We start from the raw sequence: 19,287 nt of genomic DNA on the forward strand, positions 1-19,287 counted from the left end.
GCGACGGAACGAGGAACGCGTCATGGCACCCGAGCCGCTGACCCCGCAGGAGACCGAGAAGGCGCTGGCGGAGCTGCCGGGCTGGACCACGGACGGCGACAGCATCGCCCGCGCCTACTCCTTCGACGGGCATCTGCCCGCCGCGGCGATGGTGATCCACATCGCCACGATCCAGGACGAGCTGGACCATCACGCCGAGCTGACGCTCGGCTACAACACGCTGGCGGTCTCCGTGAACACGCACAGTGTGGGCGGCAGGATCACCGCCAAGGACATCGCCCTGGCCCGGCGGATCGAAGGGATCGCGCCGGGACACGGGGCGCGCTGAGCGGCGGTCCTGCCGGAGACCCCTAGCTCATCCAGTTCATCGTGTCCGGATCGGCGCCCAGCCGGGTGTCGGTGTTGAGCGCGGCGACGGCCTTCATCGCCTCGGGGCCCAGCTCGAAGTCGAAGACGTCGATGTTCTCGCGGATACGGGCGGGCGTGACGGACTTGGGGATGACCACGTTCCCGAGCTGGAGGTGCCAGCGCAGCACCACCTGGGCCGGTGTCTTGCCGTGCCGGGCGGCGATCTCGGCGAGCACCGGGTCGCGCAGCACCTCGCCGCCCTGGCCCAGCGGCGACCAGGCCTCGGTGGCGATGCGGTGGTCCGCCTGGAAGGCGCGCGGCACGGACTGCTGGAGACGCGGGTGCAGCTCGATCTGGTTGACCGCGGGGACCGTGCCGCCCAGGTCGATCAGGCGCTTGAGGTGTGTGGGCTGGAAGTTGGAGACGCCGATCGCGCGGGCGAGCCCGTCCGCGTGGATCTTCTCGAACGCCCGCCAGGTGTCGGTGTACTTGTCGACCTCCGGCATCGGCCAGTGGATGAGATAGAGGTCCACGTGGTCGAGGCCGAGGCGGTCGAGGGAGGCGTCGAGGGCGCGCAGCGTCGAGTCGTACCCCTGGTCGCCGTTCCACAGCTTCGTCGTGACGAACAGCTCGTCGCGGGGGATGCCGGAGCCCGCGAGGGCACGGCCCGTACCCTGCTCGTTCTCGTACACGGCGGCCGTGTCGACGCTGCGGTAACCCGTCTCCAGCGCGGTGGCGACGGCCTTCCGCGCCTCCTCGTCCGGCACCTGCCAGACCCCGAAGCCGAGCTGCGGCATCGTGACGCCGTTGTTGAGCGTGATGTTCGGAACGTTGCTCACGCGGTCGGTCCTCACGTTCGGATCAGTCGTTCTCTCAGGTCTCTGCGGTCCCTGCGGCCCCATGGTGAACGATCAGTGCCGACCGTGCGTTCCGTTTCGCGACGCCGGGTGCCGGGTGCCGTCTACCGGTACAGGGCCTCGATCTCGACCGCGTACGCCTTCTCGATCGCCTTCCGCTTCAGCTTCAGCGAGGGCGTCAGCAGGCCGTGCTCCTCGGTGAAGGGCGCGGCGAGGATGCGGAACGTACGGATGGACTCGGCCTGCGAGACCTGGGTGTTCGCGGCGACCACGGCCCGCCGGACCTCGGTCTCCAGATCGGCGTCGTGCAGCAGTTCGGCCGGCTTCATCCGGGGTTTCTCGCGCATCGTCAGCCAGTGCTGCACGGCCTCCGGGTCGAGGGTGACGAGCGCGGAGACGTACGGGCGGTCGTTGCCGAGGACGATGCACTGGCCGACGAGCGGGTGCTCGCGCACGCGCTCCTCCAGCGACCCCGGGGAGACGCTCTTGCCGCTGGAGGTCACCAGGATCTCCTTCTTGCGCCCGGTGATCGTCAGATAGCCGTCCGCGTCCAGGGCGCCGAGGTCGCCGGTGGCGAGCCAGCCGTCACGGAGGGTCTCCCCGGTGGCCCGCGCGTCGTTCAGATAGCCGGTGAAGACCTGGCCGCCGTGCAGCAGGATCTCGCCGTCCTCCGCGACCCGCACCGTCGTACCGGGGACGGGCCGGCCGACCGTGCCGAAGCGGGGGCGCTCGGGCGGGTTGGCGACGGCCGCGGCGGTGGACTCGGTCAGCCCGTACCCCTCGAAGATCCGCATTCCGGCGCCGTCGAAGAAGAGCCCGAGGCGGCGCTCCATCGCCGAGCCGCCCGACATCGCGTGGCGGCAGCGCCCGCCCATGGCCTCGCGCACCTTGGCGTAGACGAGCTTGTCGTAGAGCTGGTGCTGCATCCGCAGCGAGGCGCCGGGGCCCGGGCCCGTGCCGAACGCCTTGTGCTCCATGGCCTCCGCGTACTTCACGGCGATCTCGACGGCCTTGTCGAAGGGTTCGAGCTTGCCGTCGCGCTCGGCCTTGCGGCGGGCGGCCTGGAAGATCTTCTCGAAGAGGTGCGGCACGGCCTGGAGGAACGTCGGCCGGAACGCGGCCAGGTCCGGCAGCAGCACCGCCGCCGACATGTCCGGCTGGTGGCCCAGTTTGACGCCGCCGCGCACCGCCGCGACCTCCACCATCCGCCCGAAGACGTGCGCGAGGGGGAGGAAGAGCAGCAGCGAGCCCCGGTCGCCGGGGCGGGGGCCGAAGACGTCCCCGTACCTGCCGACGATGTTGTCGGCCTCGGCCATGAAGTTGGCGTGGCTGATCACGCAGCCCTTGGGGCGGCCCGTCGTGCCCGAGGTGTAGATGACGGTGGCCGTGGTGTCGGGGGTGAGGGCGTACCGGTGGCGGTTCACGACCTCGTCCTCGATGTGGGAGCCCGCGGCGAGCAGCGCGTCGAGGGCGCCCGCGTCGAGCTGCCAGAGCTGCTTGAGATGGGGCAGCCGGTCGATGACGGAACCTATGGTCATCGCGTGGTCCTCGTGCTCGACCACTGCCGCCGAGACCTCCGCGTCGGAGAGCATCCAGGAGACCTGCTCGGCCGACGACGTCGGGTAGACGGGCACCGACTGGGCGCCGATCGCCCACAGCGCGAAGTCGAACAGCGTCCACTCGTACCGCGTACGGGACATGATCGCGACGCGGTCGCCGAACCGGACGCCCTCCGCGAGGAGACCCTTCGCCAGTGCGAGCACCTCGTCGCGGAACTGCGCGGTCGTCACGTCCCGCCACACGCCCCGGGCGTCCTTGCGGGCCAGCGCGATCCGGCCCGGGTCCTCCTCGGCATGCGTGAACACGGCGTCAGCCAGCCCGCCAACCTGGGGCTCCGTCGCCACGGCCGGGACGGTGAACTCGTGCAAAGGACCTGCTCCTCGACGTGCATGGGGTGCGTGCCCGCCGTGGGGCACAGCGCGTGTGACCGTATCCGATACGGCACGCGATGGGGAGGGCGTCCGCGCAGGTCAATCCCTTGGTTGCCGGGTTCTCGTGAGATCTGCACCGAACCTCCGCGAGGGTGGCGCGACCTTGCGCGAAGGAGGGAGAAAGGGGAATGGTCGGAAAAGCAATTCCGCAGCGCGGTAGGTGAGCGCTGCCGCACGTACCGAGGGAGCACATGCGCCGCCTGGCCCGAGTCGTCGACCCGTACATACTGCTGCTGCTCGGCACGGTGCTCGTCGCCGTGCTGCTGCCCGCCTCCGGCGGCGTGGCCGAGGGCTTCTCCTGGGCCACCAAGATCGCGGTCGGCCTGATCTTCTTTCTCTACGGCGCCCGGCTCTCCACCCGCGAGGCCCTCGACGGCCTCCGCCACTGGCGGCTCCACCTCGCCGTCGTGCTGTGCACGTTCGCGCTCTTCCCGCTGCTCGGCCTCGCCTCGTACGGACTCGTGCCGTACGTCCTGACGCCGCAGCTCCAGGACGGGCTGCTCTTCCTCTGCCTCGTCCCCTCCACCATCCAGTCCTCGATCGCCTTCACCTCCATCGCCCGCGGCAACGTGCCCGCGGCGATCTGCGCGGGCACCTACTCCAGCCTCCTCGGCATGATCGCCACGCCGCTCCTCGCCGCCTGGCTCATCGGGGGCGAGGCGGGCCTCTCGGCGGGCGGGCTCGCGGAGATCGGCAGCCAGCTCCTGGCCCCGTTCGTCGCCGGACAGCTCGTGCGCCGCTGGCTGGTCGGCTTCCTCACCCGGCACAAGAGGATCCTCGGCTACGTCGACCGCAGCTCGGTCCTCCTCGTCGTCTACACCGCCTTCAGCCAGGGCATGAACGAGGGCGTCTGGAGCGCTGTCAGCCCCGGGCGGCTGGTCGCGCTGGTGGGGGTCGAGGCGGTGCTGCTCGCGGTGATGCTGACCGTGAGCTGGTACGGGTCGCGCAGGCTCGGCTTCGACCGGGCGGACCGCGTCGCGATCACGTTCGCGGGCTCCAAGAAGTCCCTCGCGGCGGGGCTCCCCATGGCCTCCGTGCTCTTCGGCGCGCAGGCCAGCGTCGCCGTGCTGCCGCTGATGCTCTTCCACCAGATGCAGCTCATGGTCTGCGCGTATCTGGCGCGGCGCTGGGCCGGGCAGATCCCCTCGGAGGTCTCAGAGCGCGGCGGCGACGGCCAGCCGCCCGGCCCCGGCGTAGACGTTCATGCTGCTGCCGCGGAGGAAGCCGACGAGCGTGAGCCCGGTCTCGTGCGCCAGGTCGACGGCCAGCGAGGAGGGCGCTGAGACCGCGGCGAGGGCCGGAACGCCCGCCATCACGGCCTTCTGCGCCAGCTCGAACGAGGCCCGCCCGGAGACCATCAGCACATGGTCGCGCAGCGGCAGCCGCCCCTGCTGGAGGGCGCGGCCCAGCAGCTTGTCGACCGCGTTGTGCCGCCCGACGTCCTCGCGCACGTCGATCAGCCCGCCGTCCGGGGTGAACAGCCCGGCGGCGTGCAGCCCGCCCGTCTTGTCGAACACCCGCTGCGCGGCGCGCAGCCGCCCGGGCAGCTCCGCGAGGGTCCCGGGGTCCAGCGCCGGGCCCTCGCCGAGGGTCCAGCGGGCCGTGGTGCGCACGGCGTCCAGGCTGGCCTTGCCGCACAGGCCGCAGGAGGAGGTCGTGTAGACGTTGCGCTCCAGGGCGATGTCCGGGAGCGGGGTGCCGGGCGCGAGGCGGACGTCGAGGACGTTGTAGGTGTTCGCGCCCTCGTCGGTGGCGCCCGCGCAGTAGACGATCGAGGCGATCTGCTCCGGGTCGTGCACGACGCCCTCGCTGAGCAGGAAGCCCGCGGCCAGTGCGAAGTCGTCGCCGGGCGTGCGCATGGTGATGGCCAGCGCCCGCCCGTTCAGCCGGATCTCCAGCGGCTCCTCGGCCACCAGAGTGTCGGCGCGTTCCGAGACGACCCCGTCCCGGATACGGACGACGCGGCGCCGCTCGGTGACCCGTCCCATGGTGTCTCTCCTGGTGCGTACGTGAGGTGCCGACCACGCCATTCTCCCCGACCCGCCCGCAAGGGGGTCACCCCGTGAAGAGCTTGGCCGCCTTGCTGATCAGCTCGTAGAGACCGTACGCGAGCGGGGCGCCCACCCAGAGCCAGGCGAGGACGGTGAGCGGGATCCTGCGCGGGGTACCGGTCTCAGGCCGTGCGCTGTCCGTCGGGCTCATCGGCCTCCTCCTTCGCGGTCGTGGGCTCGTGGTGGCGGGGGTGGACGGGGCGGACCAGTTCGTTCGCGACGAAGCCCACGGCGAGCAGGGCGATCATGATGCCGAGCGAGAGTCCGTAGAGCCCGCGGCCCGAACGGCCGGCGTCCTCCTGGGAGTCCGCGACCCAGTTGACGATCAGCGGCCCGAGCACGCCCGCGGTGGACCAGGCCGTGAGCAGCCGCCCGTGGATGGCGCCGACCTGGTACGTGCCGAACAGGTCCTTCAGATACGCGGGTACGGTCGCGAAGCCGCCCCCGTAGAAGGAGAGGATCACCAGCGCGCAGCACACGAACAGCGGCTTGGAGGCGTCGCCCGCCTGCCAGATGAGCAGGTACATCAGCGCGCCGACGCCGAGATAGACGCGGTAGACGTTCTTGCGCCCGATCACGTCCGAGGCGGACGACCACAGCAGGCGGCCCGCCATGTTCGCGAGGGACAGCAGCGCCACGAAGCCCGCGGCGGCGGAGGCGCTGACCGGGGTCGAGGTGTCCGCGAAGAAGTCCGTGATCATCGGCGCGGCCTTCTCCAGGATGCCGATCCCGGCCGTGACGTTCATGCACAGCACGACCCACAGGCACCAGAACTGCGGCGTCCGTACGGCGTTCCGGGCCGACACCTGCGCGGTCGTCACCAGCGCCCGCGACTCCTTCGGCGGCTCCCACCCGGCGGGCCGCCAGCCCTCGGCCGGCACCCGGACGAGCAGCACGCCGAGGGCCATGAACACCGCGTAGACCAGCCCGTGCACGAGGAACGCGGCGGCGATGCCCCCGCTGTCCTCCCCGAACTCCTCCAGCATCCGCGCCGACCAGGGCGAGGCGATCAGCGCGCCGCCCCCGAAGCCCATGATGGCGATGCCCGTCGCCATGCCGGGGCGGTCGGGGAACCACTTGATGAGCGTCGAGACGGGGGAGATGTAGCCGATGCCGAGCCCGATGCCGCCGACGAAGCCGTAGCCGAGGACGACCAGCCAGAACTGCTCGGTGTACGCGCCGAGCGCCGCGAGCAGGAAGCCCGAGGAGAAGCAGACCAGCGACACGGCCATCGCCCAGCGCGGGCCCCGGCGTTCGACGAGCGTCCCGCCGAAAGCGGCCGACAGGCCCAGCATCACGATCCCGAGCTGGAAGGGCAGGGCGCTCGCCGTGCCGGAGAGACCGAGCGTCGATTCGAGCGGCGGTTTGAACACGCTCCACGCGTACGCCTGTCCGATCGACAGATGCACCGACAGCGCGGCGGGCGGCACCAGCCATCGGCTCCAGCCCGGGGGCGCGACGGTGCGTGAGCGGTCCAGGATCCCAGGCGTCATGCCCCGGCACCCTACGAAGATCACCTGGCGTTTGACCAGGCCTGCGACGGGACCCACCCGCGCGGACACGGCTCGGGCGCGAAGCGGGCACATACGCTGGGCGTACGGGCACGCGCGGCGAGGGCGAGGGGAGCACGGGATGGAACAGCAGCCGGGCGAACGGCGACTGGCCGTCTTCGACCTCGACGGCACACTGGCCGACGTCGCACACCGGCTGCACTTCCTGGAGCCGCCGCGCAGGGACTGGAACGGCTTCTTCCGCGCCGCGTCCGGGGACCCGCCGCTCGCCGAGGGGATCGCGCTCGCCCTCCGCTGGGCCGAGACATGCGACCTCGGCTATGTCACCGGCCGCCCGGAGCGCTGCCGCCGGGCCACCGAGCGGTGGCTGAGGGAGCGGGGCCTCCCGGCCGCGCCCCTGTGGATGCGCCCGGACCGCGACCGGCGCCCGGCGCGCGTCCTCAAGCCCGAACTGCTGGCCGACGCCGCGCGGACGCGTGAGATCGCGGTCGTCGTCGACGACGACGCCCAGGTCTGCGCCGCCTACCGCGCCCGCAGCCTCCCCGTCGTCCACGCCACCTGGGCCGCCGCCTCCCGCGCCCTGGAACGCGCCCAGGAGGAGACGGGCCGCACGTAGCGGCGTACCGCCGGCGCGAGCCGGTCCGGGTGCCGGTCCGGGTGCCGGTCCGGGTGCCGGTCCGCGAGCCGGTTCCGGGTGCCGGTCCGTTGCGGGCCGCCCTTTGTCCTCAGTCAGGAAAAAGTCGCGCGGGATCGTGCACAACTTCTTCCCAACCCCGGGGGCCGCTGCTACGTTCCCTGTGAAATCCGGGGCTCGACACAGCACTGCCGATCGCAAGGCTGGAGGGGTAGCGGTGAGGCGCATGACGGCACGGCCCGCGAACACGCACCAGGCGCGCCTGCTCCGCCTGCTGCGCGACGGCGGTCCGCGCTCCCGCGCCGAGCTGGGCGACCGGGTGGACCTGTCCCGTTCCAAGCTCGCGGTCGAGGTCGACCGGCTGCTGGAGACGGGGCTCGTCGTCGCGGACGGGCTCGCCGCCTCGCGCGGCGGGCGGCGCTCGCACAACATCCGGCTCGCCCCCCAACTCCGTTTCCTCGGCGTCGACATCGGCGCCACCTCGATCGACGTCGCCGTGACCAACCCCGAGCTGGAGATCCTGGGCCACCTCAACCAGCCCATGGACGTACGGGAAGGTCCCGTGGCCGTCTTCGACCAGGTGCTGGCGATGGTGGCCAAGCTCCGCGACACCGGTGTCGCGGAGGGCTTCGACGGTGCGGGGATCGGGGTCCCGGGCCCGGTCCGCTTCCCCGAGGGCGTCCCGGTGGCGCCGCCGATCATGCCCGGCTGGGACGGCTTCCCCGTGCGGGAGGCGCTCAGCCAGGAACTGGGCTGTCCGGTGATGGTCGACAACGACGTGAACCTGATGGCCATGGGCGAGATGCAGGCCGGAGTCGCCCGTTCCGTACGGGACTTCTTCTGCGTCAAGATCGGTACGGGCATCGGCTGCGGCATCGTCGTCGGCGGCGAGGTCCACCGGGGCACGACGGGCAGCGCGGGCGACGTCGGGCACATCCAGGTCGAGCCCGACGGGCGCCAGTGCGCCTGCGGCAACCGGGGCTGCCTGGAGGCCTACTTCGGCGGCGCCGCGCTCGCCCGCGACGCCGAACAGGCCGCGGCCGACGGCCGTTCGGACGAGCTGGCCCAGCGCCTCGCCGCGGGCGGCCGGCTCACCGCGGCCGACATCGCCGCCGCCGCCTCGGCGGGCGACGGCACCTCTCTCGACCTCATCCGCGAGGGCGGGGCCCGCGTGGGCCAGGTCATCGCGGGACTCGTCAGCTTCTTCAATCCGGGCCTGGTGGTGATCGGCGGCGGTGTGACCGGCCTCGGCCACACGCTGCTCGCCAGCATCCGCACCCAGGTCTACCGCCAGTCGCTGCCCCTGGCGACCGGCAATCTCCCCATCGTCCTGGGCGAGTTGGGCCAGGTCGCGGGCGTGACGGGCGCGGCCCGGCTCACCAGCGACCACCTCTTCTCGCCCGCGTAGCACGAGCGCGTCCCGCTGCCTGCCGCTCCACCTCTTCTTTTTCTTCCGCTTCTCCTGTTTCGCGCCTTCTGTCAGCACCGCTGCACCGCACCACTGCACCGCTGCACCGCACCGCTGCACCGCACCGCTGCACCGCACCGCTGCACCGCACCACTGCACCGCACCGCTTCACCGCACAGCGATGACGTACGGCCAGGGCGGAGGTCCCGCATGCCATTGCTCACCATGTCCGGCATCACCAAGTCGTTTCCCGGCGTCCGCGCGCTCGACGGCGTCGATCTCGATGTGGAGGCCGGGGAGGTCCACTGCCTGCTGGGGCAGAACGGGGCCGGGAAGTCCACCCTCATCAAGGTCCTCTCCGGCGCCCACCAGCCCGACGAGGGCGAGATCACCTGGCAGGGCGAGCCCGTACGGCTGCCGACCCCGGTCTCCGCGATGCGGCTCGGCATCGCCACGATCTACCAGGAACTCGACCTGGTCGAGCACGTGTCCGTCACCGAGAACGTCTTCCTCGGCCACGAGATCGCCTCGCGCGGCGTCATCCGCCCCCGCGAGGCCCGTACGAGGACGGCGGAGCTGCTCGCGCGGCTCGGGCACCCCGAGATCGACCCCGGCGCGCTCGTCGGCTCGCTCTCCGCGGCCGGCGCGCAGATCGTCTCGATGGCCCGCGCTCTCTCGCATGACGTGCGCATGATCATCATGGACGAGCCGTCCGCCGCGCTCGACCCCGACGAGGTCGACAACCTCTTCCGCATCGTCAAAGACCTCACCGCCGACAACGTCGCCGTCGTCTACATCTCGCACCGCCTCGAAGAGATCCGGCGCATCGGCGACCGCGTCTCCGTGCTGAAGGACGGCCGCGTCGCCGCGCGCGACCTGCCCGCGCGCACCACGCCCACCGACGAGGTCGTCTCGTTGATGACCGGCCGCGACGTGCAGTACGCCTTTCCCGGGCGGCCCACCGCCGACGCGGTTCCGGCCCCGCCCGTGCTGTGCGCCGAAGGGCTCGCGAGGGAGGGGGAGTTCGCGCCCCTCGATCTCGAACTGAGGCCCGGCGAGATCGTCGGCCTCGCCGGGCTCGTCGGCTCCGGGCGCTCGGAGATCCTGGAGACGCTCTACGGGGCCCGCCGGCCGACCGCGGGGCGCGTCCTCGTGGACGGGAAGCCGCTGAAGCCCGGCAGCATCCTCGCCGCCGTACGGGCCGGGATCGGGCTCGCGCCCGAGGAGCGCAAGTCCCAGGCGCTGCTGATGCTGGAGTCCGTCACGCGGAACGTCTCGGTCTCCTCCCTGCCCCGCTTCTCGCGCGGCGGCTGGCTCGACAGGGCCCGCGAACGGGCGGCGGCACGCGAACGTACGACCGAGCTGGCCCTCTCGCCGAACGACCCCGAACGGCCGGTCCGCACCTTCTCCGGCGGCAACCAGCAGAAGGCCGTGCTCGCGCGGTGGCTGCTGCGCGAGTGCCGGGTGCTGCTGCTGGACGAGCCGACGCGCGGGGTCGACGTGGGCGCGCGGGCCGAGCTGTACGCCGTGATCCGGCGGCTCGCGGACTCGGGCGTGTGCGTGCTGCTCGTGTCGAGCGAGGTCCCCGAAGTGCTGGGGCTCGCCGACCGGGTCCTCGTGCTGAGGGAGGGCGTCGTCGTCCACTCCGCGCCCGCCGCCGAACTGGACGAGCACCGGGTGCTCGACCTCGTGATGGAGGGGAGTCCGGCATGACCCCGCGCCCCGAGCGACGGTTCGCCTGCGGCGGGCACTGCCCCTGTCCCGCCCCTTCCCGGTTCTGCCAAGGGGGTGCCCCTGCCCGACCCCCGCAGTCTGCGGCTGAGTTGACGGCTGGGCGCGCAGTTCCCCGCGCCCCTTACGGGGCAACCACGTGCCCCGCAACGCACCTGACCCACGCCCGAGGTGACCTCACGTGAACTCTCCCGCAAACGTGGCCAGTAAGCCCGCGCCCCCGACGAAAGAGGCTCCGGCGAAGCGCCGGATGCCCCTCGACGTGCGGCACGTCTCCCTCATCGGCGTACTGGTCGCGCTGGCGATCGTCGGCGCGATCACCAAGCCCGACGAGTTCCTCGACACCGACAACCTCCGCCTCATCCTCACCCAGGCCAGCGTCATCGGCGTCGTGACCGTCGGCGTCACGTTCGTCATCATCGGCGGCGGCATCGATCTGTCCGTCGGGGCGATCGTCGCGCTCGCGTCCGTGTGGGCGACGACCGTGGCCACGCAGGAGTACGGCCTGTGGGGCATGCTGCTGTGCACGCTGCTCGTCGGCCTCGGCTGCGGGCTGGTCAACGGGGCGCTGATCGCGTACGGGCCCATGGTGCCGTTCATCGCGACGCTCGCCATGCTCGCCTCGGCGCGCGGCCTCGCGCTGCAGATCAGCGACGGCAAGACGCAGGTCGTCACCGTCGAACCGGTCCTCGACCTCGGCGTCTCCGACGCGTACGTGCTCGGGATCCCGCCGATCGTGCTGGTCTTCGCCGCCGTGAGCGTCATCGGCTGGCTGGTGCTCAACCGGACGACGTTCGGCCGCCGCACCGTGGCCGTCGGCGGCAACCCGGAGGCGTCGCGGCTGGCGGGCATCGCCGTCAAGCGGCAGCGGCTGCTGCTCTATCTGCTCTCCGGGCTCTGCTGCGGCATCGCCGCGTTCCTCCTGATCATCCTCACGGGCTCGGGCCAGAACACCAACGGCAACCTCTACGAACTCGACGCCATCGCCGCCGCGATCATCGGCGGCACCCTCCTCAGCGGCGGGCGGGGCACGATCCTCGGCTCCGTCCTCGGGGTCCTGGTCTTCACCACGATCACCAATCTGTTCGCCCTCAACAACCTCCAGACCGACGTCCAGCAGATCGCCAAGGGCGCGATCATCGTCGCCGCCGTCCTGGTCCAGAAGGGTCGTACAACGTCATGACAGACACGCCACGCCAAGCCAGTCGCAGAAGCATGCTCTTCGGTACGGCCGCCGCGGGTGCCGCGCTCTTCGCCGCGGGCTGCACCAGCAACGAGAGCAACGACGGGGACGAGGGGAAGGCCGCCGACCAGGCGGGCATCGCCGACGACAAGCCCGGCAAGAAGGTCACCATCGGCTTCGCCGGGCCGCAGGCCGACCACGGCTGGCTCAACGCCATCACCACGCAGGCCAAGTCCCGCGCCAAGAAATACGAGGACGTCACGCTGGAGGCCACCGAGGGCTCCAACGACAACGCGACCCAGGTCGGCCAGATCGAGACACTGATCAACAAGAAGGTCGACGTGCTGGTCGTGCTGCCCGCCGACGGCAAGGCCCTCACTCAGGTCGGGCTCAAGGCCATGCGCGCCGGGATCCCGGTGGTCAACCTCGACCGGGTCTTCGCCTCGCAGAAGGCGTACCGCTGCTGGATCGGCGGCGACAACTACGGCATGGGGCTCAACGCCGGGCACTACATCGGCGAGCAGCTCAAGGACAAGAAGAACGCGAAGGTCGTCGAGCTGGCCGGGATCGACAACCTCGAACTCACCCGGGAGCGCACCAAGGGCTTCGACGACGCCCTCAAGAGCTACCCGAACATCGAGAAGGTCGCCCGCCAGGCCGCCGAGTTCACCGTCGAGTCCGGCCAGGCCAAGATGTCCCAACTGCTGCGCGCCCAGAAGAAGTTCGACGCGCTGTGGAACCACGACGACGACCAGGGCGTGGGCGCGGAGCGCGCGATCAAGCAGGCGAACCGCGACGAGTTCCTGATGGTCGGCGGCGCGGGGTCCAAGCGCGTGATGCAGTCGATCAAGGACGACGATAGCGTCATCAAGGCCACCGTCCTCTACCCGCCGACCATGGCGGCCTCCGCGATCGACCTGGCCCGCGCCCTGGCCCAGGGCAAGGGCGTCGCGGGCATGGCGGAGTTCGAGATCCCGGCCTCCCTGACGCTCTATTCGGCGGTCGTGACCAAGGAGAACGTCGACGAGTACCTCCCCATCGGCTTTACCTGAGCGCTTCGCTGGAACGCGCCGCCGTAGGGCCTCGGCCGCTGACCGTCCGCGGGCACGTCGTGGCCGGTCGCTCCCCCAAGCTCTTCGAGCAGGGGGTGCCCCCACCCCGCGCCCCTGACGGGGCGCACCTGACACCGGACATCCCTACAGGGAGGAGCTCCATGTCGTACGACACCACCACGCCCGCACCCGCCGTCGCGCCGCCACTGGGCGTGGGCATGGTCGGCTACGCCTTCATGGGACAGGCCCACTCCCAGGGCTGGCGCACCGTCGGGCGGGTCTTCGACCTGCCGCTGAGCCCCGCCATGGCCGCGGTCTGCGGACGTGACCCCGAGGCCGTCCGCACGGCCGCGGCCAAGCTGGGCTGGGCGGCGGCCGAGACCGACTGGCGGGCGCTGATCGCCCGCCCCGACGTCCAGCTCGTGGACATCTGCACGCCCGGCGACAGCCACGCCGAGATCGCGGTCGCGGCGCTGGAGGCGGGCAAGCACGTGCTGTGCGAGAAGCCGCTCGCCAACACCGTCGCCGAGGCCGAGGCCATGGCGGAGGCCGCGCGCGCGGCCCGCGCGCGCGGCCAGGTCGCCATGGTCGGCTTCAACTACCGCCGTACGCCCGCGCTCGCGCTCGCCCGCCGCATGGTGGGGGAGGGGCGCGTCGGGACGCTGCGCCACGTCCGGGTGACCTATCTCCAGGACTGGCTGGTCGACCCGGACTTCCCGCTCGCCTGGCGGCTGCGGAAGGAGGCGGCGGGCTCCGGCGCCCTCGGCGACCTCGGCGCGCACGCCATCGACCTCGCGCAGCACCTCGCGGGCGCGCCGCTGACCGGGGTCTCGGCCCAGACCGAGACGTTCGTACGGGAGCGCCCGCTGCCGGACGGCGGCGCGCTCGGCCCGGTCACCGTCGACGACGCGGCGCTCTTCACCGGGCGGCTGGAGTCGGGCGCGCTGGCCTCCTTCGAGGTCAGCCGGGTGGCCGCCGGGCGCAAGAACGCGCTGCGCGTCGAGCTGAACGGCACGGCCGGCTCGCTCGCCTTCGACCTGGAGCGGCTGAACGAGCTGGAGTTCCACGACCACGCCACCGACGCGGCGGAGGCCGGGTTCCGGCGGATCCTCGTCACCGAGCAGGAGCACCCGTACCTGGAGGCGTGGTGGCCGCCGGGGCACGGCCTCGGCTACGAGCACACCTTCGTCCACCAGGCCCGCGACCTCGTGCGCGCCGTCGCCGCCGGGACCGAGCCCGAGCCCTCGTTCGCGGACGGGCTCCAGGTCCAGCGGGTGCTGGCGGCGGTGGAGGAGAGCGCGGAGAAGAACAGCGTCTGGACGCCCGTCCCCGTATCCCCCGACACGGTCTAGGAGGTCACCGTGGCACGCAAGTTCACCCTCTTCACCGGCCAGTGGGCGGACCTGCCGCTGGAGGAGGTCTGCCGCCTCGCGAAGGACTTCGGCTACGACGGGCTCGAACTCGCCTGCTGGGGCGACCACTTCGAAGTGGACCGGGCGCTGAACGAGCCGGGGTACGTGGCGGGGCGCCGCGAGCTGCTGGAGAAGTACGGCCTGGAGTGCTGGGCGGTCTCCAACCACCTCACCGGGCAGGCCGTCTGCGACAGCCCCATCGACGAGCGCCATCAGGCGATCGTGGCGCCCCGGATCTGGGGCGACGGCGACCCGGAGGGCGTACGGCAGCGGGCCGCGGCCGAGATGAAGGACACGGCACGCGCCGCCGCCGCGCTGGGGGTGCGGACCGTCGTCGGCTTCACCGGCTCCTCGATCTGGCACCTGGTCGCGATGTTCCCGCCCGTGCCGCCCGCGATGGTCGAACGCGGCTACGAGGACTTCGCGGAGCGCTGGAACCCGATCCTCGACGTCTTCGACGCGGAGGGCGTGCGGTTCGCCCACGAGGTCCACCCCAGCGAGATCGCGTACGACTACTGGACGACGCAGCGCGCCCTGGAGGCCGTGGACCGGCGCCCGGCCTTCGGGCTCAACTTCGACCCGAGCCATTTCGTGTGGCAGGACCTCGACCCGGCGGGCTTCCTCTACGACTACCGGGACCGGATCTACCACGTCGACTGCAAGGAGGCCCGCAAGCGCCTCGACGGGCGCAACGGGCGGCTGGGGTCCCACCTGCCCTGGGGCGACCCGCGCCGGGGCTGGGACTTCGTCTCGGCCGGGCACGGCGACGTGGCCTGGGAGGACGTCTTCCGGATGCTGCGGGCGATCGGCTACGACGGCCCGGTGTCCGTGGAGTGGGAGGACGCGGGCATGGACCGCGTCCAGGGCGCGCCGGAGGCGCTGCGGCGGCTGCGGGAGTTCGACTACGAGCCGCCGGAGGCGTCGTTCGACGCCGCGTTCGGCGGTAACTGACCCTGATGTGTGGGGAGTTGTCGGTATAAAGCATTTCTTCAACTTCCTTACTGTCATAGGTCTTTCAACTACCGACGAACAGCACTACCGTTCTTGATGCGTACCGGACAAAGGGCTGCCCCCCTCCACGAGCCCCCGGCACCGGCGCGACGGCGCGCGCCGCACCTTCCCGTTACAGGAGGAGTCGCGTGCACAGAAGATTCGGCAGAATCCGCAAGTTCCGCACCCAGCTCGTCGCCGTCACCACCGCGCTGCTCGTCGGCGGCACCCTGGCCGTCGGCGTACCGGCCTCGCAGGCAGAGGACAACAAGGAGAAGGCCGCGCCGGAGTTCCAGCAGGTCACCCTCGCCAAGGGGGTCGAGGAGACCGGCGAGCCGATGACGCTCGCCGTGCTCCCCGACCGCTCGGTCCTGCACACCGCCCGCGAGGGCACCCTGCGGCTCACCGACGCCAAGGGCGACACCAAGGTGGCGGGCACCCTGCCCGTCTACAGCCACGACGAGGAGGGCCTCCAGGGCGTCGGTGTCGACCCCGGCTTCAAGAAGAACCGGCACATCTACCTCTACTACGCGCCGAAGCTGGAGACCCCGGAGGGCGACGCGCCCGACGAGGGCACGGCGGAGGACTTCGAGAAGTTCGACGGCGTCAACCGCCTCTCGCGCTTCGTGCTGAAGAAGGACGGCACGCTCGACAAGGGCAGCGAGAAGAAGATCCTCGACGTCCCCGCCAGCCGCGGCACCTGCTGCCACGTCGGCGGCGACATCGCCTTCGACGCCAAGGGCAACCTGCTGCTGTCGACGGGCGACGACTCCAACCCGTTCCAGTCCGACGGCTTCACGCCGATCGACGAGCGCGACAGCCGCAACCCCGCCTTCGACGCCCAGCGTTCGGCGGGCAACACCAACGACCTGCGCGGCAAGATCCTCCGCGTCAAGGTCAAGAAGGACGGCTCGTACTCCGTCCCCAAGGGCAACCTCTTCAAGCCCGGGACGAAGAAGACGCGGCCCGAGATCTACGCCATGGGCTTCCGCAACCCGTTCCGGATGACCGTCGACAAGAAGAGCGGCGCGGTCTACGTCGGCGACTACGGCCCGGACGCCGGTGCCGCCGACCCGAAGCGGGGCCCGGCCGGACAGGTCGAGTTCAACCGCGTCACCGAGGCGGGAAACTACGGCTGGCCGTTCTGCACCGGCAAGAACGACGCGTACACCGACTTCGACTTCGCCTCCGGCAAGTCCGGTGAGAAGTTCGACTGCGCCAAGCCGAAGAACACCTCGCCGCGCAACACCGGACTGACCGACCTGCCCGCCGCCAAGCCCGCCTGGATCCCCTACGACGGCAACTCCGTGCCCGAGTTCGGCGACGGCTCCGAGTCCCCGATGGGCGGCCCCGTCTACCGCTACGACGACAAGCTCGACTCCGTGGTGAAGTTCCCCGAGGAGTACGACGGGGACTTCTTCGCCGGCGAGTTCGGCCGCAAGTGGATCAAGCGCATCGAGCACGGCAAGGACGGCACCGTCTCCAAGATCAACGACTTCCCGTGGGCCGGCACCCAGGTCATGGACATGGACTTCGGCCCCGACGGCGCGCTCTACGTCCTCGACTACGGCACCGGCTACTTCAACGGCGACGAGAACTCCGCCCTCTACCGCATCGAGAACGCCACCGAGGGCCACACCCCCGTCGCCGAGGCCGAGGCCGACGTGACCAGTGGCCAGGCCCCGCTCAAGGTCGCCTTCTCCTCCTCCGCGAAGGACGAGGACGGCGACGACCTCAAGCTGGAGTGGACGTTCGGCGACGGCAAGACCTCCACCGAGGCCGACCCCACCCACACCTACGAGGCCAACGGCACGTACACCGCGACCGTGACCGCCACCGACCCCTCGGGCCGCAGCGGCAGCGCCAGCGTCCACGTCACCGTCGGCAACACCGCTCCCGAGGTCGAGCTGAAGCTGCCGACGGACGGCCAGCCGTTCTCGTTCGGCGACGAGATCCCCTTCGAGGTCCAGGTCACCGACCCCGAGGACCCCGAGATCGACTGCTCCCGGGTCGAGGTGACCTACATCCTCGGCCATGACAGCCACGGCCACCCGATGACCTCCGCGAAGGGCTGCAAGGGCACCATCAAGACCCAGGCCGACGGCGAGCACGACCCGAACGCCAACATCTTCGGCGTCTTCGACGCCAAGTACACCGACGGCGGTGCCAACGGCCAGCCCCCGCTGACCAGCCACGGCCAGAGCAAGCTCCAGCCCAAGCACCGCCAGGCCGAGCACTACACCACGGCAGCGGACGGCGTCACCAAGGGCGACGTCGCCGGGGCCGAGGGCGGCAAGGCCGTCACCGGCGCGCAGAACGGCCAGTGGATCGCCTTCGACCCGTACGCGCCGGGCGGCGTCACCGAGCTCAGCGCCCGCGTGAAGGCCGCGGCCGACGGCGCGATCGAGGTCCGCGCGGGCGGGCCCGACGGGCAGCTCCTCGGCACCGCGCAGGTCAAGGCCGGAGCCGACTGGGCCGAGGTGAGCACCGACATCAAGGACGCGCCCGCCGGTACGACCAAGCTCCACCTGGTCTTCACCGGCGGCGAGGGCAAGCTCTTCGACGTCGACAGCTTCAGCGTCACCACCGGATGAGGGGAGGGACACCGATGGCGAGACACACGCGCGGCGTGGCCGTCGCCACCACGGCACTGCTGCTGGGGGCGCTCGCGCTCCCCAGCAGCCAGGCAGCCCAGCGCGACGACGGCCGCACGACGGAAAGGGAACGGGACCGGGCCGAGCCGAAGGTCCTCGTCTTCTCCAAGACGGCCGGCTTCCGGCACGACTCCATCCCCGACGGCATCGCCGCGATCCAGCGGCTCGGCGCCGAGCACGGCTTCGGCGTGGACGCGACGGAGAACGCCGCCACGTTCACCCCGAAGAAACTCGCCGCCTACGACGCCGTGGTCTTCCTCTCCACGACCGGCGACGTGCTGAACGGCAAGCAGCAGACGGCGTTCGAGCGGTACATCAAGAAGGGCGGCGGCTACGTGGGCGTGCACGCCGCCGCCGACACCGAGTACGACTGGCCCTGGTACGGCGGACTCGCGGGCGCCTACTTCGACTCGCACCCGCACATCCAGCCCGCCACCGTGAAGACGGAGGACCACGCCCACCCCGCCACCTCCCACCTCGGCAAGACGTGGGAGCGCACCGACGAGTGGTACAACTACCGCTCCAGTCCGCGCGACAGGGCCCGCGTCCTCGCCTCGCTCGACGAGGGCTCGTACACCGGCGGGAACATGGGCGGGGACCACCCCATCGCCTGGTGCCAGAACTACAAGGGCGGCCGCGCCTTCTACACCGGGGGCGGCCACACCAAGGAGTCCTTCACCGAGGACGCCTTCGTCCGGCACCTGCTCGGCGGCATCCGCTACGCCACCGGGCAGGCCCAGGCCGACTGCCGCCCCGAGAAGGGCTACACCCCGCTCTACGACGCCACGACGGGCCTCGACGGCTGGAAACAGGCAGGCCCCGGCTCGTTCGAGGACGACGGGAACGGGACCCTCACCACCAGGGGCGGCATGGGCCTCCTCTGGTACGCGGGGAAGGAGTTCACCGACTCGTACTCCCTCAAGCTCGACTGGCGCATGGCGAGCGAGGGCGGCGACGACAACTCCGGCGTCTTCGTCGGCTTCCCCGCCGGCGACGACCCCTGGTCGGCCGTGAACAACGGCTACGAGATCCAGATCGACGCGACCGACACCCCCGAGAAGACCACGGGGTCCGTCTACGGATTCCAGTCCGCCGACCTGGAGAAGCGCGACGCCGCGCTGAACCCGCCGGGGGAGTGGAACACCTACGAGCTGCGCGTCGAGGGAGAGCGCCTGCGCATCTACCTCAACGGCACGCTCATCAACGACTACACCAACACCGATCCGGCGCGCAGCCTCAAGGACGGCCACATCGGCCTCCAGAACCACGGCGACGAGGACGAGGTGTCCTTCCGGAACGTCCGCGTCGCGCCGCTCGGATCCCCAGGAAAGGAGCGGTAACGGCCCGTCCCCGGAACGCCCGCGGCCCCGTTCCGAGGGGGTTCGGGCCCGCGGGCCGCGCGGCAGGGGCGGAGAACGCCGACTCCGTCCCTGCCGCGCCCTCACGGCTCCCCCGGGGTTCCCGT

Annotated in this window: 15 protein-coding genes and 1 pseudogene; 11 read left to right on the forward strand and 5 right to left on the reverse strand. The window is 71.3% G+C overall.

Annotation, left to right across the window (positions count from 1 at the left end):
• Window positions 1-22 precede the first annotated feature (22 nt).
• On the forward strand, window positions 23-328 hold the full coding sequence (locus ABD343_RS32350; RefSeq protein WP_344533349.1) for a 4a-hydroxytetrahydrobiopterin dehydratase: 306 nt from the start codon (window positions 23-25) through the stop codon (window positions 326-328).
• A 22-nt stretch (window positions 329-350) separates the two neighbouring features.
• Here ABD343_RS32350 and ABD343_RS32355 read toward each other — a convergent pair whose 3' ends face one another.
• Window positions 351-1,187: an aldo/keto reductase gene (locus ABD343_RS32355; RefSeq protein ID WP_344533351.1), complete on the reverse strand. Its 837-nt coding sequence runs from the start codon at window positions 1,185-1,187 to the stop codon at window positions 351-353.
• A 122-nt stretch (window positions 1,188-1,309) separates the two neighbouring features.
• Complete coding sequence (locus ABD343_RS32360; protein WP_344533353.1) at window positions 1,310-3,133, reverse strand: AMP-dependent synthetase/ligase; 1,824 nt, start codon at window positions 3,131-3,133, stop codon at window positions 1,310-1,312.
• A gap of 254 nt (window positions 3,134-3,387) precedes the next feature.
• On the opposite strand from ABD343_RS32360, the gene ABD343_RS32365 reads away from it, so the two are divergent.
• On the forward strand, window positions 3,388-4,479 hold the full coding sequence (locus ABD343_RS32365) for a bile acid:sodium symporter family protein (protein ID WP_344533355.1): 1,092 nt from the start codon (window positions 3,388-3,390) through the stop codon (window positions 4,477-4,479).
• On the opposite strand, the pseudogene fdhD reads toward ABD343_RS32365, so the two are convergent.
• The 3 genes and pseudogenes from fdhD to ABD343_RS32380 all read right to left on the reverse strand — a co-directional run.
• Window positions 4,432-5,226 (reverse strand): annotated as a pseudogene (fdhD, locus tag ABD343_RS32370) (formate dehydrogenase accessory sulfurtransferase FdhD); the annotation flags it as partial. The gene ABD343_RS32365 and the pseudogene fdhD overlap by 48 nt on opposite strands.
• A gap of 25 nt (window positions 5,227-5,251) precedes the next feature.
• Window positions 5,252-5,398, reverse strand: coding sequence for an MFS transporter small subunit (locus tag ABD343_RS32375; RefSeq protein ID WP_344533356.1), 147 nt, complete (start codon window positions 5,396-5,398; stop codon window positions 5,252-5,254).
• Window positions 5,370-6,740, reverse strand: coding sequence for an L-lactate MFS transporter (locus tag ABD343_RS32380; protein ID WP_344533357.1), 1,371 nt, complete (start codon window positions 6,738-6,740; stop codon window positions 5,370-5,372). The genes ABD343_RS32375 and ABD343_RS32380 overlap by 29 nt, the downstream gene beginning before the upstream one ends.
• Before the next feature lie 139 nt (window positions 6,741-6,879).
• Here ABD343_RS32380 and ABD343_RS32385 point away from each other — a divergent pair, with 139 nt between their 5' ends.
• The 9 genes from ABD343_RS32385 (at window position 6,880) to ABD343_RS32425 (ending at window position 19,162) form a co-directional block, all read left to right on the forward strand.
• On the forward strand, window positions 6,880-7,374 hold the full coding sequence (locus tag ABD343_RS32385; protein ID WP_344533359.1) for a phosphatase domain-containing protein: 495 nt from the start codon (window positions 6,880-6,882) through the stop codon (window positions 7,372-7,374).
• A 244-nt stretch (window positions 7,375-7,618) separates the two neighbouring features.
• Window positions 7,619-8,800: an ROK family transcriptional regulator gene (locus ABD343_RS32390; RefSeq protein WP_344533361.1), complete on the forward strand. Its 1,182-nt coding sequence runs from the start codon at window positions 7,619-7,621 to the stop codon at window positions 8,798-8,800.
• A gap of 210 nt (window positions 8,801-9,010) precedes the next feature.
• Window positions 9,011-10,513: a sugar ABC transporter ATP-binding protein gene (locus ABD343_RS32395; RefSeq protein ID WP_344533363.1), complete on the forward strand. Its 1,503-nt coding sequence runs from the start codon at window positions 9,011-9,013 to the stop codon at window positions 10,511-10,513.
• Between the two features lie 199 nt (window positions 10,514-10,712).
• Window positions 10,713-11,714: an ABC transporter permease gene (locus tag ABD343_RS32400; RefSeq protein WP_425578329.1), complete on the forward strand. Its 1,002-nt coding sequence runs from the start codon at window positions 10,713-10,715 to the stop codon at window positions 11,712-11,714.
• 32 nt (window positions 11,715-11,746) lie between these two features.
• On the forward strand, window positions 11,747-12,766 hold the full coding sequence (locus ABD343_RS32405; RefSeq protein WP_425578330.1) for a substrate-binding domain-containing protein: 1,020 nt from the start codon (window positions 11,747-11,749) through the stop codon (window positions 12,764-12,766).
• A gap of 161 nt (window positions 12,767-12,927) precedes the next feature.
• The gene (locus ABD343_RS32410) at window positions 12,928-14,118 is read left to right on the forward strand and encodes a Gfo/Idh/MocA family protein (RefSeq protein WP_344533367.1); all 1,191 of its coding nucleotides are present in this window, start codon (window positions 12,928-12,930) and stop codon (window positions 14,116-14,118) included.
• A 9-nt stretch (window positions 14,119-14,127) separates the two neighbouring features.
• Window positions 14,128-15,129: a sugar phosphate isomerase/epimerase family protein gene (locus tag ABD343_RS32415; protein WP_344533368.1), complete on the forward strand. Its 1,002-nt coding sequence runs from the start codon at window positions 14,128-14,130 to the stop codon at window positions 15,127-15,129.
• 188 nt (window positions 15,130-15,317) lie between these two features.
• Window positions 15,318-17,762: a PQQ-dependent sugar dehydrogenase gene (locus tag ABD343_RS32420; RefSeq protein WP_344533370.1), complete on the forward strand. Its 2,445-nt coding sequence runs from the start codon at window positions 15,318-15,320 to the stop codon at window positions 17,760-17,762.
• Between the two features lie 14 nt (window positions 17,763-17,776).
• A complete protein-coding gene (locus tag ABD343_RS32425) occupies window positions 17,777-19,162 on the forward strand; it encodes a ThuA domain-containing protein (RefSeq protein ID WP_344533372.1) in 1,386 nt (461 codons plus the stop codon).
• Window positions 19,163-19,287 lie beyond the last annotated feature (125 nt).

It is taken from the genome of Streptomyces albiaxialis, assembly GCF_039530985.1.
Classification (GTDB): domain Bacteria; phylum Actinomycetota; class Actinomycetes; order Streptomycetales; family Streptomycetaceae; genus Streptomyces; species Streptomyces albiaxialis.